This window comes from Aeromonas popoffii (assembly GCF_000820025.1).
GTDB classification, from domain to species: Bacteria; Pseudomonadota; Gammaproteobacteria; order Enterobacterales; family Aeromonadaceae; genus Aeromonas; species Aeromonas popoffii.
In genome coordinates this window covers 75758-87951 of sequence record NZ_CDBI01000033.1, presented here as the reverse complement: position 1 = coordinate 87951, position 12194 = coordinate 75758, and the positions used below count along the sequence as shown (strand labels likewise).

Here is a 12194-nt window from a genome sequence, read left to right as displayed (position 1 = left end):
GATCTATGGGGTCAAATCCAATGACAGCCCTCCCTCCCCCTTCACCCGGAAGTGACTGGGATGGATTTTTCCTTCCCCCTCTTGCCCCCCGTCTTTTCCCTCTTTTCAATAAAATGGAAAGCCGCAACTGGAGTCTTCGATAGTCCCCCATAGCCCCCGCAAGGCGTGCTCGGTGCACTCTCTCACAGGGAAGGAGCAGGATGAGGCAGAGCCCGTGTATCGCTCGTAGCAAGCCACCAGATAGCAACAGGGGCAGAAGAGTATGACTCCCCTGCCCCTGCGGCATATCAACGGCAGTGTGGGCCGGATAACGGCTTGGCTGGCCTGGGTTCAACTCGCCCAGGTGATGATGTGATCGATCCACTCACCGGCATGGGCTTCGTGGACCACCTTACCGCGCACCGACTGACCGGCCTGATGCATGGCGGAGCGACTGCCGGTGATCAGTGGATGCCATTCGGGCAGGATCTGCCCCTCGGCCAGCAGCCGGTAGGCACAGGTCGAGGGCAGCCAGTCATACTCGGCAATCTTGTCGACCGTGATCTGCAGGCAATCGGGCTCTTTCTGGAAGCGGTTGCCGTAATCGGAACACTGGCAGGTCTTGGTATTGAGCAGATCGCAGGCAACGTTGGTGAACACCAGTTCGTCGGTATCCTCATCAATAAGCTTGTTCAGGCAACACTTGCCGCAGCCGTCACACAGGGACTCCCACTCCGTCATGGTCATCTGTTGCAGGCTCTTTTCCTGCCAAAAAGGAGTTGGCTGCATTTTCTCGACTTGCTGCATGGAGGGGCTCGCTAAATAGACCAGTAAAGCGCGTGGTTATACGCCTTATGGCCCAATTTTTCAAGATAAACGGGGAAACGCCTGATCTGCACAAGGTTGGATAAACAGTGTGATTCGCTGCGCTAAGCGCCAACCTATTACATTTTTAGTTTGTAGGACGGGTAATCCACCGTTTACCAAAGCCCAGCAATCGAGAATGATAAATGGGGCGTGTTCTTTATAATGGCTTCGCGAGCGTCCGATTACGCCTACCGGCTAATCGAACCTACAACTCTGATTTGATGTGAACGGGCAATGGTCATGGCTCATCCCCTCGACAGTGACTTATCAAGCCAAGTTCAGCATTACGCCGCTGTCAAAAAGGTGGGTGTCCCAGATTTCCACTGTAAACGTTGGGCCTCACTTCGTTCAGCACCAACCTACCTTTTTAGCCCAACATACGAGAGAATACGTGTGTGCCAATAAAGCCACAAAATAATATATTCAACCCTATTACATACATGTTTCTTCACAGCCGCAGCCATGATAATGTGAATTTACATTTCAGAACCTTGCATACCACACCTTTTTCAAGAGGCTCACCATGAACCCAGAAAAAATTCAATCTGATATTGATGCGCTGTTAACCTATATGAATGATGATTTGGAGAACTTAGGTGAAACAATCAAAGCTGTCTATTTTGAATTTAATAAAAATGAAAGTGATAGAGTAGCTATCGATGAGAAACTAGATTGGCCAGAAGAACATTTGTTTAAAATAATAAATATTTGCAACTCTCGCGGACTTTTAACTAAAAACTTTAGGGATTTTTCACAGATTAAATTAACCGAAGAGGGTCAAAGCAGGGCTATCTCCGTCAAACATGGTAAAGACCGCTCATATGAGTTAGGTGCCAGTATGCAAATATCAACATTGAATGTTAATGCGCCCTCCCAAATTGGAAATGGAAACACTCAAAATATAAAAACCATTTTCAACCAATTAATTCAAGATATTGACAGTTCTCAGGCTTCAACAGAAGAAAAGGGCGAAGCAAAAAACCGGCTTGCTAAGTTTCTCGAACACCCCCTAGTTAACTCCATAGTTGGAGGGGTAGCAGGTTCACTAACTGGACTTATTTAATTATGGAAGATTTACATAAAACGATTAAGTTACGCTGCACTTTTTGTCACTCTGAACAGTTTGCCATACCTTATTCTGATTACACTCCCCCCAGCCATAGTTTTGTTGTATGTGCTAATTGTGGTAGAGAAAATGATGTCACCTCTTTATTGATTACAGCAAAATCAAAAGGACTTTCGATAGCACAAGACTATGCAGAAGAATTAATTGATAAAATCAAAGAGGATATAACCAAAGCATTTAAGAACAATAAGTTCATAAAAATAAAGTAACTTAACGACCTATCATTCATCACTGACAACAAATGTAGTGAATTGTGGGCTAGAATAGCAAAGCGTATTCGGATGCACACGGTAAATTACGAACCAGAACAATAAAAAAGCCGCCTATTTGGCGGCATTTTTATTAGAGATAACAAGCTAAACAGAATTACCAGCCGGTTACTTCACGCAGGGCCTTGCCGATATCGGCAAGGGAACGCACGGTTTTCACGCCGGCATCTTCCAGGGCGGCAAATTTCTCTGCTGCCGTGCCTTTACCACCGGCGATGATGGCGCCCGCATGACCCATGCGCTTGCCAGCCGGGGCTGTGACACCCGCGATATAGGAGACCACCGGCTTGGTGACGTGGGCCTTGATGTAGGTCGCCGCTTCTTCCTCGGCGCTGCCGCCGATCTCGCCGATCATCACGATGGCTTCGGTCTTGGGATCGTTCTGGAACATCTCCAGAATGTCGATGAAGTTGGAACCCGGGATGGGGTCACCACCGATACCGACACAGGTGGACTGGCCGAAGCCCTCGTCCGTGGTCTGCTTGACCGCTTCGTAGGTCAGGGTGCCGGAGCGGGAGACGATACCCACCTTGCCCGGCTTGTGAATGTGGCCCGGCATGATGCCGATCTTGCACTCACCCGGGGTGATCACACCCGGGCAGTTCGGGCCTATCATGCGCACGCCTGTCTCTTGCAGCTTCACCTTGACCTCGAGCATGTCCAGGGTCGGGATGCCTTCGGTGATGGTGACGATGAGCTTGATGCCCGCGTCGATGGCTTCCAGGATGGCGTCCTTGCAGAACGGCGCTGGCACATAGATGACGGAAGCGGTGGCGCCGGTCACTTCGACTGCGTCACGCACGGTATTGAACACCGGCAGGCCCAGGTGGGTGGTGCCACCCTTGCCCGGCGACACGCCGCCGACCATCTGGGTACCGTAGGCAATCGCCTGTTCGGAGTGGAAGGTACCCTGACCGCCGGTGAAGCCCTGGCAGATCACCTTGGTGTCTTTGTTGATCAGAACGCTCATTATTTGGCCTCCGCTGCTTTAACCACTTGCTGAGCTGCGTCAGTCAGACTCGTTGCGGCGATGATATTGAGGCCGCTGTCGGCCAGTTTACGGGCACCCAGTTCGGCATTGTTGCCTTCCAGACGCACTACCACGGGCACCTTGACCCCCACTTCCTTGACCGCGCCGATAATGCCTTCCGCGATCATGTCGCAACGCACTATGCCGCCGAAGATGTTGACCAGTACGGCCTGCACCTTGCTGTCAGAGAGGATGATCTTGAACGCCTCGGTCACGCGCTCCTTGGTAGCGCCGCCGCCGACGTCCAGGAAGTTGGCCGGTGAGCCGCCGTGCAAATTGACGATGTCCATGGTACCCATGGCCAGACCCGCACCGTTGACCATGCAGCCGATGTTGCCATCGAGCGCCACATAGTTCAGCTCCCACTGAGCGGCATGCGCTTCGCGGGGGTCATCCTGAGACGGGTCGTGCATCTCGCGCAGCTTGGGCTGACGATACAGCGCGTTGGCGTCGATGTTGATCTTGCCATCCAGGCAGTGCAGGTTGCCCTGGGTCGTGATCACCAGCGGGTTGATTTCCAGCAGGGCGAAGTCGCAATCCAGGAACATCTGACCCAGACCCATGAAGATCTTGGTGAACTGCTTGATCTGATCGCCGACCAGACCCAGCTTGAAGGCCAGCTCGCGCGCCTGATAGGCCTGCGGGCCTACCAGCGGATCGATGGCGGCCTTGTGAATGAGTTCCGGGGTTTCGTGGGCGACTTTCTCAATCTCCACGCCACCTTCGGTAGAGGCCATGAAGACCACGCGACGGCTGCCACGATCGACCACGGCGCCCAGATAGAGCTCCTTGGCGATGTCGGTGCAGGATTCCACCAGGATCTTGGTAACCGGCTGACCGTTGGCGTCAGTCTGATAGGTCACCAGGTTCTTGCCGAGCCAGTTCTGGGCAAAGGCGCGGATCTCGTCCTTGCTCTTGGCCAGCTTGACGCCGCCCGCTTTACCGCGGCCACCGGCGTGGACCTGGCACTTGACGACCCAGGTGGTGCCGCCAATTTTATCGGCCGCTTCGGCCGCTTCCTGCGGGGTAGCACAGGCATAACCTTCGGAGACCGGCAGGCCATACTCGGCAAACAGCTTTTTTGCCTGATATTCATGCAGATTCATAGATGCTCTATCCGTGTTGTAGGTATTTCCGTCCGGGGCTCGTGTTTCTCAATCCCCTGTGAATGGGGGCCTGGGCGGCCCCTCGTTATCTTTCTAATTTGCTCGGAATGTCGCTGATTGCCTAGACATCCAGCAACAGACGGGTCGGGTCTTCCAGCAGCTCCTTGATGGAGACCAGGAAGCCCACCGACTCACGACCGTCGACGATGCGGTGATCATAAGAGAGGGCCAGGTACATCATCGGCAGGATCTCGACCTTGCCATCGACTGCCATGGGTCTGTCCTGGATCTTGTGCATCCCCAGGATGGCGCTTTGCGGCGGGTTGATGATGGGGGTGGACATCAGGGAGCCAAACACGCCACCGTTGGTGATGGTGAAGTTGCCGCCAGTCAGTTCATCCACGGTCAGCTTGCCGTCGCGGCCCTTGCCCGCCAGATCCTTGATGGCCTTCTCGATGTCGGCCAGGCTCATGTTGTCGCAATCGCGCAGCACCGGCGTCACCAGCCCGCGCGGGGTGGAGACAGCGATACTGACGTCGAAGTAGTTGTGGTAGACGATGTCGTCACCATCCAGCGCCGCGTTCACTTCCGGGTAGCGCTTCAAGGACTCCACCACCGCCTTGACGTAGAAGGACATGAAGCCGAGCTTGATGCCGTGCTTCTTCTCGAAGATCTCGCCGTACTGCTTGCGCAGTTTCATGATGGGCGCCATGTTGATCTCGTTGAAGGTGGTCAGCATGGCGGTGGTGTTTTTGGCTTCCAGCAGACGCTCGGCAATACGCTTGCGCAGACGGGTCATGGGCACACGTTTCTCGGTGCGACCAACCAGCGGCGCTACCGCAGCCACAGGGGCAGCAGCGACCGGCGCAGCGGCAGGCTTGTTGCCACCCTTGATGAAAGCTTCCACATCTTCCTTGCTGATGCGACCACCCTTGCCGGTGCCGGTCAGCTTGGTCACGTCGATGGCATGCTCTGCCACCAGACGGCGTACCGCGGGGCTTAAGGCCTCGGCGCCATCATCGGCAACCGCGTCTACCGGCTTCTCTTTGGTCTCTTCACCGGCCACGGGAGCTGGCTTGAGCGTGGCGATCAGCTGGCGGGACAACACGGTCGCCCCTTCCGCTTGCAGGATGTCGCCGAGGACGCCGGCTTCCGGCGCGGGGACTTCCAGCACGACTTTATCGGTTTCGATGTCAACCAGTACTTCGTCACGGGCAACCAGATCACCCGGCTTCTTGTGCCAAGTGGCGATGGTGGCATCCGCCACTGATTCCGGCAGGTCCGGTACCTTGATCTCGATAGTCATGTAATCAGTTCCTTGTTACTTCTTGTTCAGGGCTTAGGCCAGAGTAAGGGCGTCTTCCACCAGGGCTTTCTGCTGCTTGGTGTGGACCGACATGTAACCGACGGCAGGAGAGGCCGAGGCCGGACGACCGGCATAACGCAGACGGGCACCGCTTGGCAGCACACCATCGTAGTGGTGACGGGTGCAGTACCAGGCACCCTGGTTCTGCGGCTCTTCCTGACACCAGACAAAATCGGTGACGTGGTCGTAATCGGCAAGAATGGCGCGCACTTCTGCTTCCGGGAAGGGATAGAGCTGTTCAATCCGCACCAGGGCCACATCATGCTGCTCGGCCTTGCGACGGGCATCGAGCAGGTCGTAGTAGACCTTGCCGGAGCAGAACACCACCCGTTTGACCCCTTTGGGATCCAGCGCATCGATCTCGCCGATGGCGTTCTGGAAGGTGCCTTGCGCCAGCTCTTCGAGCTTGCTGACCGCCATCGGGTGGCGCAGCAGGGATTTGGGCGACATCACGATGAGCGGGCGGCGCATCGGGCGGATCACCTGGCGACGCAGCATGTGATAGACCTGAGCCGGGTTGGAGGGCACGCACACCTGCATGTTGTGCTCGGCGCACATTTGCAGATAACGCTCCAGACGGGCGGAGGAGTGCTCCGGGCCCTGGCCCTCGTAACCGTGCGGCAGCAGCATGGTCAAGCCGCACATACGGCCCCACTTTTGCTCGCCGGAGGAGAGGAACTGGTCGATCACCACCTGGGCACCGTTGGCGAAGTCGCCAAACTGGGCTTCCCAGATGGTGAGGCCGGCCGGCTCGGCGCTGGCATAACCATATTCAAACGCCAGTACCGCCTCTTCGGACAAAACGGAGTCGAAGACTTCGAATGGACCCTGTTCATCGTGGATATTGCACAGCGGCGTGTAGGTGCTGGCATCGTTCTGGTTGTGCAGGACGGCGTGGCGGTGGAAGAAGGTGCCACGGCCGGAATCCTGCCCCGTGATGCGGATGCGCGAGCCCTTGGCTACCAACGAGGCGTAGGCCAGGGTCTCGGCAAAGCCCCAGTCCACCAGCTTGTCACCGGCGGCCATGGTGCGTCTGTCTTCGTAAATCTTCTCGACCTGGCGTTGCAATACATGGGCAGCCGGATACTGACTGACCCGCTCACCCAGTGACTTGAGCTCATCAAGCGCCAGGCTGGCGTCATAGTGCATGGCCCAGTCGTGGCCCAGATACGGGGTCCAGTCGACGGAGTGCAGCTCCATCGGCCGCCACTCCTTGACTACCCGCTCCCCCTTGTCCAGGGCATCGCGATAGTCATTGACCTGGGTAGTGGCCAGCTCCTGGTTGATGCTGCCTTCCGCCACCAGCTGATCGGCGTAGATCTTGCGCGGGGTCGGATGCTGTTTGATCTTCTGGTACATCAAGGGCTGGGTTGCGCTGGGCTCGTCCGCCTCGTTGTGACCGTGACGACGGTAGCAGACCAGCTCGATCACCACGTCGCGTTTGAAGGTGTTGCGGTAATCCAGTGCAATCTGGGTCACCAGCACCACGGCTTCCGGATCGTCACCGTTGACGTGCAGCACGGGGGCCTGCACCGCTTTGGCGATGTCGGTGCAATATTCGGTGGAGCGCACGTCACGCATGTTGGAGGTGGTGAAGCCCACCTGGTTATTGATGACGATGCGCACAGTCCCGCCCACGCCATAGGCACGGGTCTGGGACATGTTGAAGGTCTCGGCAACCACACCCTGCCCGGCGATGGCCGAGTCACCGTGAATGGTGATGGGCAGGACGCTGGAGCCATCCTTGTCACCCCGTCTGTCCATACGGGCACGGACCGAGCCGATGACCACAGGGTTGACGATTTCGAGGTGAGACGGGTTGAACGCCAGCGCCAGGTGGACGTTGCCGCCCGGGGTCGCAAAATCGGAGGAGAAGCCCATGTGGTACTTCACATCCCCTGTGCCCCAGGACTCGCCATGCTTGCCGGCGAACTCGTCGAACAGCTCCTGCGCCCGTTTGCCGAGCACGTTGATCAGCACGTTCAGGCGACCACGGTGGGCCATGCCGATGACGGCCTCCTTGCAGCCCTGCTCACCGGCGCGACGGATCAGCTCCTTGAGCATGGGCACCATGGCATCGCCCCCTTCCAGCGAGAAGCGCTTGGCACCGGGGAACTTGGCGCCCAAGTATTTTTCCAGCCCTTCGGCGGCGGTCAGGCTCTCGAGGATACGAGTCTTCTCCTCAATGCTATAGCTGCCCTTGGCCTCGATGGATTCGAGTCTGTCCTGCAGCCAGCGCTTCTCCTCGGTGGAGGTAAGGTGCATGTAATCGGCACCTATGCTGCTGCAGTAGGTTTTCTTGAGCGAGGCGTAGAGATCGGAGAGCACCATGGTCTCGCGACCAATCGCGTAGGAGCCCACATTGAAGGTGGCCTCCATGTCGGCGCCCTGCAGGTTGTGGAAGGCAGGATCCAGTTCGGCAACGGTTTCACGGGTCCAGAGTCCCAGGGGATCCAGATTGGCATTCTGGTGACCACGGAAGCGGAAGGCGTTGATCAGTTGCAGCACCCGTACCTGTTTCGCATCCACTTGCGGATCGGACACAGCCGCACTGTAACGGGAGGGATCCTTGGCCAAACGACGGAAATAATCGCGGACTCGGGAATGAGGTTGTTCTACCGCATGGCCATTGACCTGAGGCAGCTGTTCAAACAGGCTGCGCCACTCGTCGGCTACGGATTCGGGGTCTTCCAGGAAGGATTCGTACAAATCCTCAATATAGCTTGCATTCGCACCAGCCAGGTGAGATGACTCCAACCAGGCCTTCATCACGCCGTTATGCATTTCTATCCCTTGTACATCTTGTTCACTGCAGCGCAGCTTGTAGGGTTTAAATAGCCATCCTGCCATGGGGACGGATGGCTATCCAGAGGTCGGGCCTGGCGCGTGACGCCCTGGCCCTGATACTAAACAGCCCGATTGAGCAGCATCGACTTGATCTGACCGATGGCCTTGGTCGGGTTCAAGCCTTTGGGACAGACGTTCACGCAGTTCATGATGCCGTGGCAACGGAACACGCTGAAGGCGTCATCCAGGTTACCCAGTCGTTCGCTGGCGGCGGTGTCGCGGCTGTCGGCCAACCAGCGATAGGCGGCGAGCAGCCCGGCCGGGCCGATGAACTTGTCCGGGTTCCACCAGAAGGAGGGGCAAGAAGTGGAGCAGCAGGCACAGAGAATACACTCGTACAGGCCATCCAGCTTGGCGCGCTCTTCGGGGGATTGCAGGTGCTCACGCACGGGCGGCAATTTCTCATCGTTGATGAGGAAGGGTTTGACCTTCTCCCACTGGGTGTAGAACTGGGTCATGTCGATCACCAGATCGCGGATCACCGGCAGGCCAGGCAAGGGGCGAATAATGACGCTATTGCCCTTTTTCAGCAGATCGGAGAGCGGGGTGATGCAGGCAAGACCGTTCTTGCCATTCATGTTGAGACCGTCTGATCCACAGACCCCTTCGCGGCAGGAGCGGCGGAAGGCGAGCGTGGGATCCAGCTCTTTCAGCTGGATCAGTGCATCGAGCACCATCATGTCGGAACCTTCAGGAATATCAAGACGATAATCCTTCATATAGGGGACGTTATCAACATCCGGATTGTATCTATAGACAGAGAATGTGACGTTCATTGTGTTTGGCTCCGCAATCATTAAGTCCGCACCTTGAAGAAGCGAGATGGGAAGGCCTCCCACCTCTGCACAGACCGGCGAATGTAGCGATACGCCGATAATGTGACCTTCATTGTGCTTGTCTCCGCCATTGGTCAGTAAGTCCGCACCTTGGGTGGGAATGCCTCACGGGTTTTCGGAGACATGTTGACAGCGCGACGGGTCATGGACTCGGTGTCCGGATGATAGAGGCTATGGCACAGCCAGCCCTCATCGTCGCGATCCGGGAAATCGAAGCGGCTGTGGGCACCACGACTCTCGGTACGGAAGTTGGCCGCCACCGCAGTGGCAAACGCCGTCTCCATCAGGTTGTCCAGCTCCAGGCACTCGATGCGCTGGGTGTTGAACTCCTTGGAGGTGTCGTCCAGACGGGCATTCTTCAGCCGCTCGCGGATGCGCTTCAGCTCGGCCAGCCCTTCGGCCATGGCATCCCCTTCACGGAACACGGAGAAGTTGTTCTGCATGCAGGTCTGCAGATCCTTGCGGATCTGAACCGGATCTTCCCCGTCGCGGTTGTTCTCCCAGCGATTGAAACGGGCCAGCGCGGCGGCCAGATCAGACTCGGAAGCCTCGCGGCCATGTTCCATCTCACCCAGGGTGTTGACCAGGTGCATGCCCGCAGCGCGGCCAAACACGATCAGATCCAGCAGCGAGTTGCCACCCAGACGGTTGGCACCGTGTACCGAGACGCAGGCGATTTCGCCCACGGCAAACAGACCGACCACGGGGACGTCGTTGCCATCTTTATCCTGCGTCAGACACTGGCCATTCACGTTGGTCGGCACGCCGCCCATCATGTAGTGGCAGGTCGGGATGATGGGGATGGGTTCTTTGACCGGATCCACATGGGCGAAGGTGCGAGAGAGCTCGCAGATACCCGGCAGACGGGATTCGAGCACCTCTTTGCCGAGGTGATCCAGCTTGAGCTTGATGTGCGGGCCCCAGGGGCCGTCACAACCGCGGCCTTCACGGATCTCGATCATGATGGAACGGGCCACCACGTCGCGGCCAGCCAAGTCCTTGGCGTTCGGCGCATAACGCTCCATGAAGCGCTCGCCGTCTTTGTTGAGCAGATAACCGCCTTCACCACGGCACCCTTCGGTCACCAGCACCCCTGCCCCGGCGATGCCGGTCGGGTGGAACTGCCAAAACTCCATGTCCTGCACCCCTACCCCGGCGCGCAGCGCCATGCCGACACCGTCACCGGTGTTGATGTGGGCATTGGTGGTGGACTGGTAGATACGACCGGCGCCGCCGGTGGCCAGCACAGTGGCTTTGGCCTTGAAGTAGACGACTTCACCACTCTCCATGTCGATGGCGGTACAGCCAACGATGTGACCGTCCTGGTTTTTCACCAGATCCAGCGCATACCACTCGGAGAAGACGGTGGTCTTGTTCTTTACGTTCTGCTGATAGAGGGTGTGCAGCAAAGCGTGACCGGTACGGTCGGCCGCAGCCGCTGTGCGGGCCGCCTGTTCACCACCAAAATTCTTGGACTGGCCGCCAAACGGACGCTGATAGACGGAGCCATTGTCAAAGCGGGAGAAGGGCAGGCCCATGTTCTCCAGCTCATAGACGGCCTCGGGGCCCGTCTTGCACATGTATTCGATCGCTTCCTGGTCGCCGATATAATCGGAACCTTTCACCGTGTCATACATGTGCCACTGCCAGTTGTCGTCGTGGGCATTGCCCAGCGCAACCGTGATCCCGCCCTGGGCAGAAACCGTGTGAGAACGGGTCGGGAAGACTTTGGATAACAGAGCGCAGCTCTTGCCGGACTGGGCAATCGAGAGCGCGGCGCGCATGCCGGCCCCACCAGCACCGATCACGACCGCATCAAATTCACGAGTTGGAATAGTCACCTTACACCCCCCACAGTACAACGAAGCCGGTCATCAAATAGACAAACAGCACCACTACCAGGGCAAATTGCAGCGCACCGCGCAGCCCCACCGGCTTGATATAGTCGGTCAGTATCTGCCACAGACCGATCCAGGCATGGATCAATACGCACAGCAGCGCCAACAGGGTGAATACCTTGGTGAAGGTTTTGGCGAAGAAGCCGGTCCACACCTCGTAGCTGATGTCATTGAACGCGACAAAGCCAACCAGATAGAGGACGTAAGCCGTCATGATGAGGGCGGTGGCACGGATCAGGATGTAATCATGAACACCGCTGCGCCCGAATGTTGCAGAATTGGTTACCATACCAGTACTCCCGCCAATACCGCCAAAACCGCGGTGATCACGAAGGCCACACGGGCACTCTGATTACCGGATTCCAGCTCTTCCCAATAGCCCATGTCCATGACCAGATGACGCAGACCGCCCACAATGTGGTACGCCAGCGCAGTCAGGATCCCCCACAACACGAATTTGACCAGGAAGTTGTCCATGATGGACACCACGGTTTCAAATCCTTCGGGAGAGGCGAGTGAAGTACCAAGCATCCACAGCAAGACAGAGAGCGCCACAAAGGTGATCACCCCTGAGACACGATGCAAGATGGAAGCGATGGCGGTGACAGGAAAGCTGATCGTCTGTAGGTCGAGGTTTACAGGTCTCTTTTTATTTTTCACGGCTTTGCCCACTCAGCTCCATTGAGCACGTTAGTTATTGTTTTTACACGCTTATGAGGGCACGGAGTGGCATTTGCTAGGTTTTTGTTACCAAAACAACTCAAAAAAGCCAAAAACAACATTTTCAATATCGCATCAGACTTTGCACAAGCGTTTCAAACACCGACAGCCATCACCCACGAGGCGCAGTATATCGGCGGGCTTAACCAA

The 12194-nt window shown here is 56.9% G+C and carries 11 protein-coding genes; 2 read left to right on the top strand and 9 right to left on the bottom strand.

The window, feature by feature from the left end; genetic code table 11:
- Positions 1–330: 330 nt before the first annotated feature.
- The gene (locus BN1129_RS07125; RefSeq protein ID WP_042035519.1) at positions 331–768 is read right to left on the bottom strand and encodes a YcgN family cysteine cluster protein; all 438 of its coding nucleotides are present in this window, start codon (positions 766–768) and stop codon (positions 331–333) included.
- Positions 769–1369: 601 nt separating this feature from the next.
- Here BN1129_RS07125 and BN1129_RS07120 point away from each other — a divergent pair.
- Both BN1129_RS07120 and BN1129_RS22335 read left to right on the top strand, forming a co-directional pair.
- The gene (locus BN1129_RS07120) at positions 1370–1909 is read left to right on the top strand and encodes a hypothetical protein (protein WP_042035509.1); all 540 of its coding nucleotides are present in this window, start codon (positions 1370–1372) and stop codon (positions 1907–1909) included.
- Positions 1910–1911: 2 nt separating this feature from the next.
- Entirely contained in the window at positions 1912–2181 is a 270-nt protein-coding gene (locus tag BN1129_RS22335) for a hypothetical protein (RefSeq protein WP_209418485.1), read from the top strand.
- Positions 2182–2338: 157 nt separating this feature from the next.
- On the opposite strand, the gene sucD is transcribed toward BN1129_RS22335, so the two are convergent.
- From sucD to sdhC, 8 genes are all read right to left on the bottom strand, one after another.
- Entirely contained in the window at positions 2339–3211 is an 873-nt protein-coding gene (sucD, locus tag BN1129_RS07115; protein ID WP_042035506.1) for a succinate--CoA ligase subunit alpha, read from the bottom strand.
- Complete coding sequence (gene sucC, locus BN1129_RS07110) at positions 3211–4377, bottom strand: ADP-forming succinate--CoA ligase subunit beta (protein ID WP_042035504.1); 1167 nt, start codon at positions 4375–4377, stop codon at positions 3211–3213. Before sucC ends, sucD begins: the two co-directional genes overlap by 1 nt.
- Positions 4378–4498: 121 nt before the next feature.
- A complete protein-coding gene (gene odhB / locus BN1129_RS07105) occupies positions 4499–5683 on the bottom strand; it encodes a 2-oxoglutarate dehydrogenase complex dihydrolipoyllysine-residue succinyltransferase (RefSeq protein WP_042035501.1) in 1185 nt (394 codons plus the stop codon).
- A gap of 33 nt (positions 5684–5716) precedes the next feature.
- Positions 5717–8527, bottom strand: a complete 2811-nt coding sequence (gene sucA / locus BN1129_RS07100) for a 2-oxoglutarate dehydrogenase E1 component (RefSeq protein WP_042035499.1) — start codon at positions 8525–8527, stop codon at positions 5717–5719.
- Between the two features lie 122 nt (positions 8528–8649).
- On the bottom strand, positions 8650–9366 hold the full coding sequence (locus BN1129_RS07095; RefSeq protein WP_042035498.1) for a succinate dehydrogenase iron-sulfur subunit: 717 nt from the start codon (positions 9364–9366) through the stop codon (positions 8650–8652).
- A gap of 134 nt (positions 9367–9500) precedes the next feature.
- Positions 9501–11267, bottom strand: coding sequence for a succinate dehydrogenase flavoprotein subunit (gene sdhA / locus BN1129_RS07090; protein WP_042035497.1), 1767 nt, complete (start codon positions 11265–11267; stop codon positions 9501–9503).
- 1 nt (position 11268) lies between these two features.
- Positions 11269–11613, bottom strand: coding sequence for a succinate dehydrogenase, hydrophobic membrane anchor protein (gene sdhD, locus BN1129_RS07085; protein ID WP_042035496.1), 345 nt, complete (start codon positions 11611–11613; stop codon positions 11269–11271).
- Positions 11607–11996 carry a succinate dehydrogenase cytochrome b556 subunit gene (gene sdhC / locus BN1129_RS07080; protein WP_042035494.1) on the bottom strand — a complete coding sequence of 130 codons (390 nt, stop codon included), beginning with the start codon at positions 11994–11996 and terminating at the stop codon, positions 11607–11609. Before sdhC ends, sdhD begins: the two co-directional genes overlap by 7 nt.
- Positions 11997–12194 lie beyond the last annotated feature (198 nt).